The 18,070-nt window shown below is 50.1% G+C and carries 13 protein-coding genes; 1 reads left to right on the forward strand and 12 read right to left on the reverse strand.

What is annotated here, in order from left to right:
- The 5 genes from D4L85_RS32810 to D4L85_RS32830 form a co-directional block, all read right to left on the reverse strand.
- Complete coding sequence (locus D4L85_RS32810; RefSeq protein WP_119759039.1) at positions 1 to 780, reverse strand: helix-turn-helix domain-containing protein; 780 nt, start codon at positions 778 to 780, stop codon at positions 1 to 3.
- Between the two features lie 25 nt (positions 781 to 805).
- Entirely contained in the window at positions 806 to 1,936 is a 1,131-nt protein-coding gene (locus D4L85_RS32815; protein WP_119758325.1) for an MBL fold metallo-hydrolase, read from the reverse strand.
- A gap of 4 nt (positions 1,937 to 1,940) precedes the next feature.
- Complete coding sequence (locus D4L85_RS32820; RefSeq protein ID WP_119758326.1) at positions 1,941 to 2,987, reverse strand: SDR family oxidoreductase; 1,047 nt, start codon at positions 2,985 to 2,987, stop codon at positions 1,941 to 1,943.
- Positions 2,988 to 3,107: 120 nt separating this feature from the next.
- Positions 3,108 to 4,649 carry a hypothetical protein gene (locus D4L85_RS32825; protein ID WP_228450705.1) on the reverse strand — a complete coding sequence of 514 codons (1,542 nt, stop codon included), beginning with the start codon at positions 4,647 to 4,649 and terminating at the stop codon, positions 3,108 to 3,110.
- A 134-nt stretch (positions 4,650 to 4,783) separates the two neighbouring features.
- Complete coding sequence (locus tag D4L85_RS32830; protein ID WP_119758327.1) at positions 4,784 to 5,185, reverse strand: hypothetical protein; 402 nt, start codon at positions 5,183 to 5,185, stop codon at positions 4,784 to 4,786.
- A gap of 388 nt (positions 5,186 to 5,573) precedes the next feature.
- Between D4L85_RS32830 and D4L85_RS32835 the strand changes: the two genes are divergently transcribed.
- Positions 5,574 to 8,096, forward strand: coding sequence for an alpha-L-rhamnosidase-related protein (locus tag D4L85_RS32835; protein WP_160144156.1), 2,523 nt, complete (start codon positions 5,574 to 5,576; stop codon positions 8,094 to 8,096).
- Positions 8,097 to 8,107: 11 nt separating this feature from the next.
- Here D4L85_RS32835 and D4L85_RS32840 read toward each other — a convergent pair whose 3' ends face one another.
- The 7 genes from D4L85_RS32840 to D4L85_RS32870 form a co-directional block, all read right to left on the reverse strand.
- Complete coding sequence (locus D4L85_RS32840) at positions 8,108 to 9,535, reverse strand: phytoene desaturase family protein (RefSeq protein WP_119758329.1); 1,428 nt, start codon at positions 9,533 to 9,535, stop codon at positions 8,108 to 8,110.
- An 84-nt stretch (positions 9,536 to 9,619) separates the two neighbouring features.
- Entirely contained in the window at positions 9,620 to 10,825 is a 1,206-nt protein-coding gene (locus tag D4L85_RS32845) for a sensor histidine kinase (protein ID WP_119758330.1), read from the reverse strand.
- A gap of 8 nt (positions 10,826 to 10,833) precedes the next feature.
- Positions 10,834 to 12,036: an ATP-binding response regulator gene (locus D4L85_RS32850; protein ID WP_119758331.1), complete on the reverse strand. Its 1,203-nt coding sequence runs from the start codon at positions 12,034 to 12,036 to the stop codon at positions 10,834 to 10,836.
- 2 nt (positions 12,037 to 12,038) lie between these two features.
- Positions 12,039 to 12,860 carry a CheR family methyltransferase gene (locus tag D4L85_RS32855; RefSeq protein ID WP_119758332.1) on the reverse strand — a complete coding sequence of 274 codons (822 nt, stop codon included), beginning with the start codon at positions 12,858 to 12,860 and terminating at the stop codon, positions 12,039 to 12,041.
- Between the two features lie 12 nt (positions 12,861 to 12,872).
- The gene (locus D4L85_RS32860; RefSeq protein WP_228450706.1) at positions 12,873 to 16,301 is read right to left on the reverse strand and encodes a response regulator; all 3,429 of its coding nucleotides are present in this window, start codon (positions 16,299 to 16,301) and stop codon (positions 12,873 to 12,875) included.
- A gap of 231 nt (positions 16,302 to 16,532) precedes the next feature.
- Complete coding sequence (locus tag D4L85_RS32865) at positions 16,533 to 17,162, reverse strand: phosphoribosyltransferase (protein ID WP_119758334.1); 630 nt, start codon at positions 17,160 to 17,162, stop codon at positions 16,533 to 16,535.
- Between the two features lie 131 nt (positions 17,163 to 17,293).
- Complete coding sequence (locus D4L85_RS32870; protein WP_119758335.1) at positions 17,294 to 17,947, reverse strand: MarR family winged helix-turn-helix transcriptional regulator; 654 nt, start codon at positions 17,945 to 17,947, stop codon at positions 17,294 to 17,296.
- Between the last annotated feature and the right edge of the window lie 123 nt (positions 17,948 to 18,070).

The following is an 18,070-nucleotide window of genomic DNA, read 5'->3' on the forward strand; positions in this document are numbered from 1 at the left end:
CTAAATTTTGGAAGGCGCTACACCAAATTGTTTTTTGAAGGCAAATGAAAAATGGGACAGGTCTTCAAAGCCCAGATCAAGATAAATATCCGAAGGCTTCTTCCCTTTTTTTTCAATCTGGAAATACGCTTCCTGAAGACGCTTTTGCACCAGCCAACGACTGGGCGTTTCGTGAAATATTTTCTCAAAATCCTTTTTAAAAACGGTAAGGCTACGGCCTGTTAAATAAGCGAATCGTTCGAGGCTGACGTTGAATTTATAGTTGCGATTCATGAACTCCTCCAGGTTTAGTTTTTGGGGACTGCCAAAATCAAACAACACGCCCGTCAATTCGGGGTTGATCTTTAATAAGATCAGCAGCAGTTCCTCGCGCTTTACTTGGGAGAATGTCTCATCTATTTTTCCAGCGCCGTTGTAATAGGGCGCTAGTGAACGGACAAAGTTAGGGATCAACTCGTCCCGGTTTAATTTTATAAAGGCCGCCGCGGATTTAGAACGGGTATCCGAAATGCGGTGTTTCGCTCTGAAATCTTTCAGAAAGGCCTCATCAAAAATGACAATTATCTTTTCAAACTGATCGTCCTCTCTTTGCTTGTTGTAGCGGGCCAGGTGATTTTTTCTAACGACACAATACTCACCCGATTTCAAGGTGTAGTTCTTATGTCCGTCGTAGCCCTGCAGGGTTCCCTTTGCCAGGTATAAAAAGAAATGTTCGGCAATAAATTGTTCCGGCGAGATCTGTGGGCCGATGTAACAAGAGGTTATGGTGTTTGCCTTCATGGACATATTCCAAGTTACGCTATTCTTATTGCACGGCTTTCCACCAGCGATCGAAAGTTTTCGAGGTATCGCTGAGGCTTACGATCTCGCCCATCCGGGGCGTTACCAAGGGGACTTGATGGGCCGTTGCCAAGGTTGATAGTCTATTCAAAGGCTCGTTCCAGGCATGCCGGGCTAAAACAAATTTTGAGTGATGAACAGGCAACACCCTCTTGGCTTTCAGATCCTGCGCGGCTTTCAACCCTTCTTCAGGCAACAAGTGCACGTAGTGCCAGGCACTGTCGTATTGACCGTCTTCCATAATGGCCAGGTCTATGGGACCGAATTGATCGCCGATGGCTTTAAAGTGTTTGTCGTAGCCACCGTCTCCGCTGATGTATATTTTTGTTTCCGGAGTTTGCAGCAAAAAGGATAACCACAGGGTATTATCCTGCTTTAGACCGCGCCCGGATTTATGCCGGGTGGGAAGTGTATAAATCGCTACGCTGTCGTCGAGCTCGACTTTTTCATGCCAGTCGCACTCGATGATCTTTTCGATGGGGTAACCCCAATATTCAAAGTGCGCGCCTACGCCGAGTCCACAGATCACCTTCTTTGTTTTGTTCTTTAATGCCAAAACCGTTTCATAGTCCAGGTGATCATAGTGGTCGTGAGAGATCAGCACGCAATCCAGATCCGGCAGGTCGGCCACGGTGTAGGAAGTTGTTCCCTCAAAAGCCGTGATCGATCCGGGAACGGGCGATGCATTGGTGTTAAAAACAGGGTCAATCAAAATTCGCTTACCTCCTGCTTGGATAAAGCAGGAGGAGTGTCCAAACCAAACCAGTACGGCACTGTCAATGGGCAGGTGATGCAAATCCGTCTTCACGGATGGAATGATCCCGTTTGGCCGGAGATGGGGATAGGTGTTGAATAGCGACTTTCGCAGTTCCCGCCAAAAGGTATATCCCTCGGCAATGGTTGGCGTCTCCGACGCATTCTGAAACCGGCCATCTTTATAATGGGGAGATTTTCGAATACGTTCGAGCCGCTTACCCGAAGGTGCCTTACCAAATTTCGGGTGCTGCATATAAACCCCTGCCGATACGAAAACTAAAAAGATGATGGCCAGCACACCGATCAGGATTCCCTTTCCGATTTTTTTAAGTCGTCTCATCAAATTAAATTTTTATAGCGCCGAATCTCACCAGGCTCTCCGCAGACGCGATGATCGCCTCTTCATTGCTGCGCGGCTGCCATCCTAAAACCTGTCGGGCTTTTTCGTTGCTGGCGTTTCGATACCGGCTCAACATCGGAACGATACTCTTCGCCACGGGGTTGAACCACGCCGCCACTTTAACCAACCCATCGGGAAGTCGCCTGGTCGATGCGTATTTGGCAATGGCCGGCCGCTTCTTTTTTAACAACAAGGCAATTTCGGGCAATGACAAAATACCACCGGCCAGGGCCAGGAAGCGCTGACCGTTTGCCTCGGGATGGATCATGGCCCGCAGGTGCAGGTCGGCCACGTCGCGCACATCCACGATGCCGAGTGTGATGTTGGGTATTCGCTTCAGGGAACCGTCCAAGACCTTTTTCAACAGTTCAAAGCCGCTGGACAGGACGGGACTCAGGGAAGGGCCAAAGATCCCCATCGGGTTGACGACCGAAAGCTCCAACGCACCACCCTCCTTTTTTATAAAATCCCATGCCGCTCTTTCCGCCATGACCTTTGATTTATTGTAGGCCGACAACCCTTTCTCGTTGGGGTCTGTCCAGCACTCTTCCGTAATGATCTTCGTTGTATCGGTATGGCTATAGCCCACCGCCCCGAAATTTGAAGTCATCACCACTCTTTTCACCCCGGCGTCTCTGGCAGCTTTCAGCACGCGAAGCGTTCCCTCCATCGCGGGGCGGATCATTTCGTCTTCGTGCTTGGGGGCTCTTAAGAAAATGGGAGAAGCCACGTGCAGCACATAGTCGCAATTTTCCATCGCCTTATCCCAATTTAGATCTTTCATTAGATCCGTTTCGATGAACTCCAGGTTGTCAGTCAACGCGATACCCCCTACCCGGAGCATGTCCAGCACTTCATTTTTCTTGTTCATCGAGCGCAGTGTCGTTCTTACTTTATAGCCTTGTTGCAGTAGCTGCACGATGCAGTGCGCCCCCACAAAGCCGGAGCCGCCGGTTACGAGAACTACTTTTTTTGTGTTTGGTCCTGTCATTTTTCTTGGAATTTGATAGATCAAAATTCCCAAAAAAATGGACCGTCAACTTTGTTGAAACGTCGGAATTTACTTTGTTGAAAAGTCTGGGTCAGGTAGGTCGCTAGCGGGTAACGCAGACTATATATTCCTGCGGACAACGAGTGCACCGTCTTCTTCCGTCTTCTGTTGACACGCCCATTTTACACTGTAGCGCAAACCCTTCACCTCTATCGCAGCATACATTTTCACTCCCTCCAGGTTTGTCCCTTTGGGAAGAAGGAACATCGCTTGTCGCACTTTTCCGGGAAGTGGGTACCCGGGATCCAGGCTTCCTTCCGCGAGCTTTTGTCCGGTGCTGCTCACGATTGAAATACGCAACGCTCCCGGCACTCCCGCCACACCATCGTTAACCAAACCCAACACCAGACCGGGATGCCCGTCTTTTTCAAATGACCAAATCCACGAGGGTCTGATGCGATATCCGATGGACAAGGCTAAGTCGTCGATCGCATCGGGGTACTGTTCGTAATAATGCTGTAAACGTTCGGCCTGGATCCTGTGCCAATTCCACAACGAAAAATAGTTCGGCCCCACATCTTTTGCATGGGCAATGATGTTGTCGGTTCGGGTCACACCTTCCGAGATCTTCAAACTATCGGGCGTTCCGTCCGACAGGCCGTTCTCCACAAATGCACCAACCCAGGCCGGCCGGTTGCTCAGGCTTTCGATCTGCATGTTCTCGATGAAGATCGTATCCGTGCGAAGCCAATTGTGCGATCGTATGGTGCGGTCGACGATTTCAGAATTGCCAACGTTGCTGTAGTCGGGCTGCGTGTTGGTGAGCAAGGGTGTGTTCTTCCAATGGGCGGCCTGCATTTCAAAGATGTCGACAAAGGTGCGCTCGGCCGTTGCATAATCCGGGAAAGGATTTTTATCCGGGAACGGCCAGGTGTGACCTTCTCCCCAAAATCCATACATATACGTATCGACAAACTCCACCTGAGGATGCCCATTGTACTGGGCAGACAGCAATCCATCCATCTCCTTTAAGGCACTCATAAAAACGGGGTGATCGTACTGAGGGGCAAATTGAACTTTACCTGGAAGTCCGATCTCGTTGGTCGTTCCAAATTTATAGAGGGGAACTTTGTTCAAAAGAAAATCCGGCATCGACTGGGGTTCGATCTCGGGGCTCATGAGTTGAACACGGAGGCCGATGCGCTTGTTGTATTGTTTGGCCAGATCGAACGCAATCTTCCAGTGATCACAGAAATCAAGTCTGCCGGGTTTACTTTGAATGTCGCGCCAATCGACCCGCATGTAGAGCACATCACCCAGCGAAAGACGAACAAGTTTTTCCAGGGACTTTTCCAACGATTCATTTTCTTTACGACCTGGCCCGAGTTCGTCGCATAGGTAGGTGGTCATGCCCATACCGTAATTGGATACCCGCTTCTTGGAAGGTGTGGTGGCCATGATCACGTCTGCGCCGGGAACAACTTCTTCGGGTTTGTAGGAAGGGAAAGGTCCTTGATTGAGACGATCCGTGATGGCAGGCCCACGTCCAAAGTCATATCCATCCCAATTGTGGGCGGGGACAAACGTATTTACCTGACCGGGTAAGGCGCTTGTGGCCAAGGAGGCCAGTGCACTCCGCTGTAAGAAATTTCTTCGATTCATAGTTCCGTGTTATCCGTTGGCAAATAATTCCTTCCTGGCCACCGTCGGACAATAAAATCGAAAGACGCGATTCAATTTATAAATGCGGTGGCTTTTCCCCGACAATCTTTCGAGTGATTCTCCCCAACAGCACGCTATTCAGGCAACGAACTGTATCGCGGTTTTACTTTTGCATATACCTTGCTGGTAAAACCCGGACAGATGATGACCAACTCGCCATCCTTATCGATGAAGAGCTCACCCGTTTCATAGTTTGTATTGCATGACCCCATGGTCACCACCAGGAAGTTGCACGTCCAGAGGTTCGTTTTCGTTTGGCGGATGTCCTTGTAGATCAACATATCGGACACATCGCATGGAAATTTCTCGTTTCCTTCTTCGATGATGGACGCCTGTCCGTTGTCGATCTGGATTTTCAAATTGTCACCCTTGCGAACCCAGGTGCCTTCAATGGATTCCGGCCGGTCCGTTGTGAACCCGATGAACAACGAAGCGATGGCCACCAGAAAGGCGCGGTAGAAATGGTTGATCTGCATATAACGATGTCGGTTTAGAATTCCGTTTAGCAATTTATGCGATCCCCCGCTCATACCCAAAGGATGGAGGTCAGGGTCACAAAACTCCAAAAATATGCCACGGGCTTTCTGATATCTCTCTGACAATCAGATTCTTATTTTAATAAATAAGATCGGCTATGTCGTTTTCCCGAGGCTATTGACTGTTGACCATCGACAGGTCAACAGTCAATTCCGACAAGGGTGTGAAGGCGGTATAGGTGACAAGAAAATACCAGGAAGGGCAATAAGCTTATCCCGTTTGCTGACGCCATTGGGAACTTGTGTCGAAAGATTTTGAAATCCATTTTATTGCTTTAACTTCTAAGAAGTTAGTCATTCTTTTTTAATCGAGACAAATTTCATGCGCATGAAACATTATCCACTTCATCTTTTCTGCATCCTTTATTTCATCGGCTCCTGGAACGATTGTTTTTCACAACCTGCGCGCATCGTTCATGATACCCAACAAAAGACGGTGGCCTTCGGCAATGACAGAATCAAGATCACGCTGGACTACAACAAAACGGCAAACATTTCTTCACTCACCCTGAATGATCAACCGGTCATACAAGGCAGCGCCGGCGTCTATTCAAAAATCAGAACAAAAGAATCGTCTTATACAACCTTGCACCTGGCAACAGATCCTACCGTCACAGTATCCGGCAACGTCATCAGCGTCGTGGGGATCCGCTATGGTGACCCGGCGCTCTCTATAGACGAAACCTGGACATTCACCATCAGTAGCAGTGACATCAAATTTGATATTGATAGAACGATGTCAAAAGCGATTGTGGTGGAACAGGTTGGTTTTCCTGTTTTTATGTTCAACAGCATGGATACGTGGGAAGGAGCTTACCAGGATTATGGAGGGTTGGCCTGGTTCTATCTCTTTAATAAAAAGCTGGACACGTATGGTGTTCACAGCAGCGCATCGGATTTTTGGAATAGCAAGACCGGCAACGGGCTAACGGTTTCCGTTACGGCACCGGGCCAGCAAATTGCGATGGACTATAGCCGCACGGCGGATGATAAACTGGCCTACACGCTCGCCGTATCTCCAACGGAAATGCAGCCGCGCTTTGATCCGGGCACCAACCGGAGACGTTATGTCCGCGACACAACGGATGTGTGGGCGCCCTTTCAGATCAGCGCCGGTAAAAGCAGTCAACGGATCACGCTTTCCTACTTCGACTTTGAGGCGAAGTTCGGGCGTGGAAAATTGGCCGGCATCCATCAAGGACAAGTGAGCGCGGTGTTGAATACCATCGCCAGGATTGGCGTGATCGACAAGGAACATTTTGGTGGCAACAGTTGGCACACGCCTTATGGCCCCATCTGCCTGCATGAACAATACATTGCACAAATGGGGCTGGCCATCAACGACAACAACTACCTAAAGGGCTACCAGCAATGCCTGGATTTCTACAGGGACCATGCCATCAAACCCGACGGCCGCGTGTGGCCGCGATGGGCCTACAGCAATGAAGACGCCATGCCGCAGGGATTTACCGACAAAGGCTTCTATGAAGCACAGTGGGGATATCTGCTAGACTCCAACCCCGACTTCGTTACCAATGTTGCCGAACTGTATAACCAAACGGGCGACCTGCCGTGGGTGAAGACACACCAGGCGTCTTGTGAAAAAGCGCTGGACTGGATCATCCAACGAGACACCAACGGCAACGGGCTGGTGGAAATGATGACGGATAGCCACAAACAAAAAAGAGGAAGCGATTGGATCGACATCATCTGGGCCGCGTATGAAAATGCGTTTGTGAATGCCAAGCTCTATTATGCCCTCATCTTGTGGACGGATATCGAAAAACAATTGGGCAACACCACAAAAGAAAAATACTATCAAGGGTTTGCCGAAAAACTCAAGGAAAGTTTTAACAAACCCCTTGCCGCCGGAGGGTTTTGGGACGCTGATAAGAAATGTTACATCCACTGGAGAGATAAAGACGGTTCCACCCACGGAAATAATATGGTGACACCCGTAAACTTCATGGCCATTGCTTATGGTCTTTGTGATGACGACGCCAGGAGAAAGACCATTCTTGACGACATCGAGACGCAGATGCAAAAGGAAAATCTTTTCTTCTGGCCCATCTGTATGTACAGTTATGGTGCCGGCGAAGGAAACGACTGGCAGTTCCCCTTTCCAAACTATGAGAATGGCGACATTTTCTTATCGTGGGGTGCCGTTGCCGTCAAAGCCTACGCTTCCTACAAGCCTGAGCTGGCCCTGAAATATGTAAAGAATGTATTGGCGCAATATGCCAAAGATGGCCTGGCCTTTCAACGCTATGGACGAGCGAAACAAGACGGGCTGGGCGATGATATCTTGTCTGGCAACAGCCTTTCCGTGGTGGGTTTATACCAGGCGATCTACGGCATCAATCCACTGTACAATCGTTTCTATCTCGACCCTCATATCACGGAAGCCTTGGCCGGGACACAAGTACGCTATACCTACCGCCATCAGCCATTAATCATCGATCTTGCCATAAACCAATATGCCGTCTCGAACAGCCGGTTCAAGATAGCCTCGAAGACTGACTTTGGTTTTTTCGCTACCGATAAAGAGCTCTTGTATTTCTACGGCTCTTCCAACCAGGCATCTTTAAAAGTGTCGACGGCGCCCGTGGGTTCGCTGACCTTGGACATGAAGAAGTGGGGACCGGATGAAATATCCTTTACACAGTCTTCCAAGGATGCCGCTTCATCCCGGTTGGTCTATCAAATCAATGCGCTCCACCCCGATCGTTACTATACCCTGCTGATCAATAACCAGACATCGAAGCGAATAAAAAGCGATAACAAAGGCACGTTGACCTTTGAACACAAAACCAATAAAGGCCCCGATGAGATCGTCGTTCTAAATAAGTGAGCTGGGCTTGATCAAGCGATATGAAACACATCTTTCAAAGCACGACGCGCGGCGTGATACCCGCACATGCCATGCACACCTCCGCCGGGAGGCGTTGACGACGAGCAGATATACAATCCCTTTAACGAGGTGCGATACGGTGAACGCCGAAGGGCCGGGCGCGTGAAAAGCTGTCCGATGTCGATGATGCCGCCGTTGATGTCACCGCCGATATAATTGAAATTGTAGTTCTCCAGTTGCGCCGTGTTGAACGTGTGCCGTGAAAGGATCCGTTCGCGAAAACCTGGAGCAAAACGTTCGATTTGTTTCTCAATGATCTCGGTCCTGTCCAGGGTCGAACCGTTGGGCACGTGACAGTAGGCCCACGCCGTGTGTTTGCCTTCGGGGGCACGTGAAGGATCGAACAGGCTTTGCTGTGCCAACAAAACAAAAGGGCGGTCGGTATGTTTTCCATGGCCGGCGGCGGCTTCCGAGGCTTGAATTTCCTCGAACGTGTTGCCGATGTGTATGGTGCCAGCGTGACGACACGTTTCGGCGGTGAACGGGATGCCGCCATCGAGTGCCCAGTCTACTTTAAAGACGCCCATGCCATAGCGGTAGCGTTGAAGCTGCCAGGTATAGATCGCGGAGAGTTTATGCCCGGCGATCTGCAACACCTGACGGGGCGTTACGTCCAACAGCACGGCGCGGGCCGAGGGCAGTTGGCTGAGCGACTTCACCTCCACACTGGTCTCGATCTTTCCACCCAGCGAAATAAAATAAGACGCCAGCGCATCGGCGATTTTCTGCGAGCCTCCCTTGGGCAGGGGCCACCCGCGAAGGTGCCCGGCGATCATCAACACCAATCCAATGGCCGCGGTGGTCAGGTTGGTGAGGGGTTGCAAGGAATGCGCGGCCATCCCAGCCCAAAGCCCCCGGGCCTCCGGCGTTTTAAAATGATTGGCCAGCAGGGTTGCCGGCTGAAGCGCCTTCAATCCAAACTTTGCCAGCGACAGGGGATGTGAAGGGAATGTCAATGGGCCGAGCACGTCATTTTCTATTGCCGGCCAGTCGCGGGTGAGGGGTCCAATTAAATCCTGGTATGCCTGATCATCCGCTCCGAGTGCCTTTGCCGTTTCCGCGAGGGAAGAAAACAGCACAGCGGCCCGGCCGTTGTCAAAAGGGTGGGCTGCTGGTAGTGTGGGGTGAATGTATTCCAGTCCATGGTCGTGCAGGGGAAGGCTTTTGAAAAAGGGCGAGGCGGCAGCCATGGGATGGATGGCCGAACAGATGTCGTGCGTGAATCCCGGTAAGGTCAGTTCTGCGGATCTCAGTCCCCCGCCAACGGTATCTTTTGCTTCCAACACCAATACCGACAGCCCTTGTTGTTGCAAGGCTATTGCTGCGGAGAGCCCATTCGGCCCGCTGCCGACCACGACTGCATCAAAATCTTTGCTCACACTTTTTTTGTTAACCGCCGCACCTTCGCTAATGCTTCCGTGGGCAGGCGCAAAGGTCGTAAAGTAAACGCAAAGAAATGTTTGTCAGCTTTCTTTTTCTTCGGGCAGCGAAAAGTAAAATGTCGCCCCTTTGTCCACTTCCGCTTCCGCCCAAACGCGGCCGCCGTGCTTGGTGATGATGCGCTTGACGATGGACAGGCCTATCCCGACACCTTCAAATTCGTCGGCTTTGTGGAGACGTTGAAACACACCAAATAATTGATCCGCATATCGCATGTCAAAGCCGGAGCCGTTATCCGAAACGTAGTACACCACTTCATTTCCGTTTTTCTGTGATCCGATCTCGATTTGTGAATTCTCCTTTTTTGAAGAATATTTCAGGGCGTTGGACAGTAAGTTGATCCAGACTTGCGTGATCAATTCGCGGTCGCCATACATCGGGGGCAGTGGCTTCGAAACGATATCCGCTTTATACTGATCCGCCTGGCTCAGCTCATGCAGCACGCTCTCCACAAGGCTCTCGGCATCGATCTCCGATTTCTTTAACGCCTTCCTGCCCAACTTTGAAAATTCGAGCAGGTTGTCGATGAGGTTGTTCATTTTCCGGACTTGTCCCTGAAGGCTGCCCAGCATCCGCTTTCCCTCGCCGTCGAATTTATCGCCATAGTCTTCCAGCAGGATCGAAGAATAGCCATTGGCGATCCGGAGGGGCGCGCGCAGATCGTGCGAAACAGAATAAGAGAACGATTCCAATTCACGGTTCACCATCTCCAGTTGCGCCAGGTTTCGCTGCAACTCCGCATTGAGCTGGTTGATGCGCGCTTCGGCTTTCTCCAGGGAAATATTCTTCTTGATGAGTTCCTTCTTCTGCCATTGGATCTTGAGCTGCACGGAAACCTTGGCCCGTGTCACCTCCGGGTCGAGCGGCTTGGAGAGATAGTCCACGGCGCCTTCTTCAAAGCCCTGGATGATGGATTGGTGTTCCTTTCGTTCGGCAGAAGCAAAGATGATCGGGATCTCTTTTGTTCTTTTATTTGATTTCAAGATCCGCGCCACTTCAAATCCATCCATCTCGGGCATTTGCACATCGAGAATGATCAGGTCGGGCTCATGCGACAGCGCCAGCTTCAGGCCATCCTTGCCATTCTCGGCACTCAGCAACAGCCGGTCGGGGCGTTCCAACAATTTCTCCAACACAAAAATGTTGGCCTGCTTGTCGTCGATGATCAAGATCGTTGCCTTTTCACCGTTCACGGATTGATCTTCGAATACATTTTTGAATTCATCCATACTGCTGTCTAATGGGATTGGGGAAGTAAGACTGTAAATACCGTTCCTTTGCCGACCTCACTATCGACCGAAATACTGCCCTGGTGAAGCTCGATGAATTTCCGCGCAAGCATCAATCCCAGGCCGGTTCCTTGTTGTTTTTCCGAGGGGCCGGCGTTCAATTGCAGAAACGGCGAAAAAAGTTTGCGGATGCCCTCCGGGCTGATGCCGATACCGGTATCCTTGATCTGTATGGCGACACTGTTCTTCGCACCTGGCTCCACTGCTATTTCTACTTTGCCGCCGCGGTCTGTGAACTTGATGGCGTTCGACAACAGGTTATACAATACCTGTTTGAGCTTGATCCGGTCGGCTTCAATGTCCACGACCTGCGCGGCAATGGAAACCACGATGGCAATGCCCTTGGCATCGGCCAGGCTTTTTATGACCGAGCAAACCTCTTCCATAACTTCTTTAACACCACAAGGCTCTAAAAGTATTTCCATTTTCCCCGCCTCTATTTTCGACAGGTCGAGGATATCGTTTATCAATCGCAACAAGTGGTTGCCGCTTCTCAAAATATCCTCCAAGTATTGCTCTTGTCTTGAATTGATCTCTCCCACCTTTTTATCGACGAGCAATTCCGAAAACCCGATGATGGCGTTTAGCGGCGTCCTCAACTCGTGCGACATCGTGGAAATGAATTCGCTCTTCAACCGGCTGGCATGCTCCACCTGTTGCTTGCTGATCTCCAATTCCACCAAGTTCCTTTGCAGTTCTTGATTGAGTTGGTTGATGCGCATCTCCGCGTTCTCAAGAGAAATATTTTTTTCGACCAGTTCCTTTTTTTGTTGTTGGATTTTTAGCTGTGCCGACACCTTGGCCCGTGTCACATCGGGGTCGAGGGGCTTTGAGAGGTAGTCTACGGCGCCCTCCTCAAAACCTTTCATGATCGAATGGCGTTCCTTTTTTTCGGCCGACGTGAAGATGACGGGAATCTCCTTTGTTTTTTTGTTCGACTTCAGCACCTGCGCCACTTCAAATCCATCCATCTCCGGCATGTGAACGTCGAGGATGACCAGGTCGGGAATATTTTTCAACGCGATCGTGAGACCATCTTTTCCGCTCTTTGCCGTTAGAAACGAGCGGTCGGGCTTTTCCAATAGCTTTTCGAGGGCAAAGATGTTCTCCTCTTTGTCGTCAACGATCAAGATGGTCACTTTCCCGCCCATCGTTATTTTGTTTTCATGTATATTTTTTGCTTTCGATCGGTCTCTTCAAAATGATCTTTCCGGCTTGAAAAAAGAAGCGACTCTTTGTCGCCCAACCCCAGGAATCCGAAGGGACAGAGGCTATCATAAAAAAGTTCGAGCACCCGGTCTTGCAAGCGTTGATTAAAATACATCAGGACATTCCGGCACAGGATGAGGTGAAATTCATTGAACGATTTGTCCATGGCCAGGTTATGCGATGAAAACACAACATTCTGTTTGAGCGACGCGTCAAACAGCGCCGAATCGTATTTGGCAAGATAGTATTCCGAAAATTCACGTTTCCCACCCGCGAGCTGGTAGTTGCTGGTGTAGGTTTTCATCGCACTGAGTGCATACACGCCTTGCTTCGCCGATTCGAGCGAGGCCGGGTTGATGTCGGTGGCATAAATGATCGATCGCTCCAGGAGGCCCTCTTCTTTCAAGAGGATGGCCACGGAATAGACTTCTTCTCCCGTAGCACAACCGGCAATCCAGATCCTGATGAAGGGATAGGTGGCGAGTCGTTTGATTACTTTCTCCCGGATGCCTTTGTAGAACAACGGGTCGCGGAACATTTCCGTGACGGTTACCGAGAGCTCTTTCACGAACTCCTCAAAAATAGCTTCCTCTTTCAACAGGATCTTACCCAGTTTATTCAGGTCCTCGATCCGCCTACCCGTCATGAAATGGAAGATCCTTCGCTTGACGGTCGACTCCGCATAGTCGGTAAAGTCATACCCGTAGACAAACCGTATGGCCTCTAGAAATTCGTTGTATTCTTTCGCGTCAATCACATTTCCCATTGCCCTGAGATTTTAACGATACAGCCACACGCGCATCAATGAAAGGAGTTGCTCGATATTAACCGGTTTCGAAATGTAGTCCGACATGCCCACGGCCAGGCACTTTTCTTTGTCTCCTTTCATGGCCTTGGCCGTCAACGCGATGATCGGGAGCTTGTCGAACTTGGGGATCTTCCGGATCGCCAGCGTGGCCTCGTACCCGTCCATTTCGGGCATCATGATGTCCATGAGCACCAGGTCAAAGGAACCGTTGCTCATGAGCGTGTCCACAGCCACCTTCCCGTTTTCCGCCGTCGTGCACAGCAAGCCTTCTTCTTCCAGGGCGTTGGTCAGCGAATAGATGTTCCGTATGTCGTCGTCCACTAGGAGTATCTTTTTATTCTTCAACACCTCATCCGACTTATGCAGTTTCCGGATGATGGTTTGTTTTTCTTTTGGCAGCCGCGATTCTACGCGGTGGAGAAATAAGATGGTCTCGTCCAGCAACCGTTCTTTCGAGTCGGCGGTTTTGAGCACTACTGTATTGGCCAGCCGATCGAGCCGGGTGGTTTCGTCTTTTTTCAGATCCCGCCCCGTGTAAACAACCACGGGGATCTTGTTCAGGTTGTCGTTCCCCCTGATCTTTTCCAGCAACTCAAAGCCCGACATGTCGGGCAGACCCAGGTCGACGATGATGCAATCAAAGGGTTCCTCCTCCATCATCTTGTAGGCCTTGGCACCTTCGTAAGCTGAAAAGCAGGTCACATCCCCGTTCCCGATCAACTCGCGGATCGCATTGTTGTGTTGCTCGTTGTCTTCGATGATCAACAGTTTCTTCGTCTTCTTCCCGGCAAAGTTTTCGATCCGGTCAAAAGCTTTCCGAAGCTCCTGGGTGGTCACCGGTTTCTTAATGTAGTCGAACGCGCCAAGTTCCAGTCCTTCTTTTTTCTTGTCGAACGCTGAAATGATCTGTATGGGGATGTGCCGGAGATCGGGATCGTTCTTGATGAGCTTCAGTACTTCGTCTCCATCCATGACCGGCAGCTTCATGTCGAGCAGGATGGCATCCGGTTTAAAATGCCGCGCATAACTTATTCCCGTGTTCCCCTGCCGGGCGATGATGCCTTTGTACTTTCGTTCGCGAACAAAATCGAGCAGAACGTTTGCAAACGCCTCCTCGTCTTCGATGATGAGGATCACTTTGTCGTTTTCGTGGATCCGGTTGCGGTCGTCCGTGGCGTGGGTATCGTCCAAGGGCATTTCTTCCGGCTTTACCTTCTTCTCGATCTTTGGCGACTGCTTTTCTTTTATCTCCACCTGTTTATTTTCCGAGACGATCAGCGCCGGATCGAAATGCAAAGGCAAATACACCGTGAAGGTGCTTCCCCTGCCCTCTTCACTTTCCAACTGGATCTTTCCACCCAACACGTGCACCAGCTCGCGGCTGATCGACAAGCCAAGACCGGTGCCGCCATACTTGCGCTTGGTCGAGCCATCGGCTTGCTGGAAGGCTTCGAAAATAACTCCTTGCTTGTCGCGTGTGATGCCGATCCCGGTGTCTGTGACCGAAAAAGCGATCTGGCTTACACCCTCAGCGCTTGGCAGCGGCCGGTCGATTTTCAACGTGACCTTGCCTCCAGCGGGCGTGAACTTGAAGGCATTGGACAACAAATTTTTCAGCACCTGCTCCACACGTTGCTTATCTGTTTTTATAGCTGGAGGAACGGAATGGGTATCGACATCGATCGCAAAGTCGATCGACTTCTCCTTTGCCAATTCAGAGAACAAGGCCGACATATTGCTAACGATGCCCTGGAGCGTGACCTCTGCGATATCCAGCTCCATCTTGCCGGCTTCCACCTTCGACAGGTCCAGGATCTCGTTGATCAAATTGAGCAGGTCCGTTCCCGAATTGTGAATGTTTCTCGCATACTCCGTTTCTTTTTTGCCCAAGACGTTGTTCTTGTTTTCTGCCAGCAACTGGGCCAGGATGAGGATGCTGTTCAAAGGCGTCCGCAATTCGTGCGACATGTTGGCCAGAAATTCCGATTTGTATTTGCTGGTGACCTCTATCTCGCCCGCCTTGACTTCGATCTCCGCTTTTGCATTTTCGAGTTTTTCTTTTTGATATTCCAGCAGGTCAGCTTTTTCTCCCAACTCTTCGTTGGCTTGTCTCAGTTCTTCCTGTTGGGTTTTCAACTCCAGTTCCGATCGCTCCAGCAACTCCGTCTTGGCGTGAAGTTCGTCGTTGGATTGTCTCAGTTCTTCCTGTTGCACGGTGAGCTCTTCCGCCTGCCGCTGTGTCTCTTCCAACAGTTCTTTTGTCTTTTCGCGGGCTTGCGACGAGGTGACGCCGATCGCGATGCTGTCTGTTACGAGCTGCAAGAATTGTTTTTTGAGATCGTCGAAATCGTGCATACTGCCCAGCTCGATCACACCCACCACGGCGTTCTCGAAAACAAATGGCACCGCGATGATATTCTTTGGCAAGGCCTCACCAAAGCCCGTATGCAGATTGAAATATCCGGGAGCAATGTGCGTAAGCTCAATGGTTCTTTTTTCAGCAGCCGCCTGGCCAACGAGGCCTTCGCCAAAACGAACCGCCGGCAGCTCCTTTTTACTTTTATCAATGGCGTGCCAGCCGGTTAACCGGAGACTTGGATCGCCGTTGTCTACTAAGTAGATGGCGCCGATGTGTGCGTTCAGATACACCGCCAGGTGGTTGATAATCGCCTCCGACAATTCACCCACCGGTTTGTTGCCCTGCATGCGTTTGACCAGGTCGGCACTTCCCGTCAAACTCCAGTTTTTATGAGCCGTCTCCGTTTCTGCTTTTTTCAGGGCTCTCAGGTTGGTGGCAATGATAAAATAAACGACAATGAGCACGCCGACAATGACCAGCATCAGGACGATAAAAATAAGGTTGAAGTTTCTCGCGTCGTCCTCGCTCGCCTGTCGTCTTTGTGCAAGTAATGATTGTTCGATCCCCTTGGCCTGATCAATCATTTTCCGGAGCTCGTCCTCCAGGCGCTTTCCCTCGCCGGCAACAACGATCTGCGAGGCCCTTTCAAAATCTTGCTTGCGCGCTTCAATGGTCTTTTCGTGGTGACTTATCTGCGCAGTGGCCAATCGCTCGATGTCGTCGATATTTTTTTGCTGACCGGGGTTGTCGCGGGTCAACTCCTTTACCTTCCTGATGTGATCGAATAGCCTGGCCTTCGAAGTACTGAAGGGCTCCAGGTAGCTCTCTTCACCCGTGATGACAAAACCCCGCGCACCCGTCTCGACGTTTACGGAGTTGACCAATACCTGGTCAAATTCGTAGAGCACCTCGTGGGTATGATTTACCCATTGGTTGGTGTCGACGAACTTTTCGCTATTCCGGAATGAAATAATGGCAACCACCAGCAGGACCATGGAGCAACTGATAAACCCTGCTTGTATCTTTTTGTCCAACGTCATTTTTATATTGCCTTTGGTTTAGGTTGAAGATATACAAAGACTCCGCCTGGAGTCACCTCATTTCCACAAACGGATTTCTTTATCTCTGGCCGCCCAACAGAAAATCAAAAGCCCATCAGCAATGACATATTTTCTATCATTGGTGATGGGCTCATTCAAATATATTCAATTCTAGCGAAAAACAGCCCTGCCAGGGGCAAAATTTTCGGTCCCACATCGCAAGCCTTTGTGCTATAGCGCGAGCGTGCTGGCCCTGCGGAGAAGCGAGATCACTTCTTCATCCGACACTTCAGAGAAGTCTGCGTAGTACAGACCGACACCCCTGAAGTTCTCTGCCACATAAAGACAGATGAGATCGTCTACATACTTTTTCATTTTAGCGACCGTCTCCACCGGGGCCACGGGCACGGCCACCACGATTTTTTCCGGACGCTGCCGGTATATCATTTTAATGGACCCGAGTATAGTATTTCCCGTTGCTATGCCATCATCGATAATGATGACCGTCTTGTTCTGCAGGTCAATGGAAAGATGATTGCCCACAAATTTCCGATAGCGCTCCTTCAATGATTTCCGGATCTGTTTTACTTGTTTCTCAATATACTTTAGCGGGACATCTCGCGCGACATCGATCCGGTGATCCTCCAACCCCACAGCGCCGATGGCGACTTCCCGATCGAGCGGGTGGCCGATTTTCTTTGTCATCAACAACTCCAGCGGCATATGGAAGTGCCTGGCGATCTCATAGCCCATGGGAACACCTCCGCGGGGAACGGCTAAGATGACGCCATGATCGTGCGCGTATTTTTCCAGGTGAGGAATCAATTTCAAAGCAGCTTCATATCGCGTTTCGAATACCATGGTTTTCAATGCAAAGCGCCAGGTAAAAAAGAATGCGCAGGAAGACTACGCTCTTATTTAACGTAAATCATCGCAACGGGACTCAAACGTCGCTCCCCTTCGTGTGACGCTTCGGCGAGCGAGACGACCTTTCATTTTTTCTTTTCTCCGAAAACTTCCTGGTGAATTTCCTCGATGCTTTTTCCCTTGCGCGCGATCGCCAGCCGGGCATGCTTTTCTTGTAAGGGGTTCAGAATATTGGCAACCAATTTTTTATCATCTTCTGTGAGGTCTGCTAAGAAGATGTCTCTTGCCATTTTTGCTTTTGCAAAACATTGCTTCAACGCTTTTGTCCCCGAGGCACTAAGCACCAGCAGCTTGGAGCGTTTATCGTCCGGATCAATTCGTTCTTCGACAAATCCTTTTTCGATCAAGCGATTCAAATTGCCGGTGCCGGTGGATATTTCCATCATGGCAAAATTTATAATATCCGTCTTGCGGCTCTCATCCAAATGATAAAGTGCCGAACACAGCATGACATCTTCGATGGCAGGCAACGGTGTATCCCGTAAGGCAATCCTCATATATACCCAAAACGCCAAGGTACTCCGCGACATGGTCATCATGAACATGCTGTCGGTATCAGCAGGTTGTGCCTTTTTGAAATATGCGTCCAGGCGTCCGTCCTTCTGGCGTTTGCCTTTCGGAGTGGCCAGGTAGAATCGACAAAAGTCCTCAAACCCGCCCCCGGGATGGCCTTTCTGGTACTCGGCCCAGCGCTGAAGAACCTCGATAACGTCTTCCATGTACAAATTGTTTTATTCGAAATTGATCCAATTTAACACTATTTATTTCCATTACGAAATAACTTTATGAATATTATTACGTATTAGTAATAAATAGTAAAATGAAATCATTACACAAACTTT

This window comes from Chryseolinea soli, from assembly GCF_003589925.1.
GTDB lineage: Bacteria > Bacteroidota > Bacteroidia > Cytophagales > Cyclobacteriaceae > Chryseolinea > Chryseolinea soli.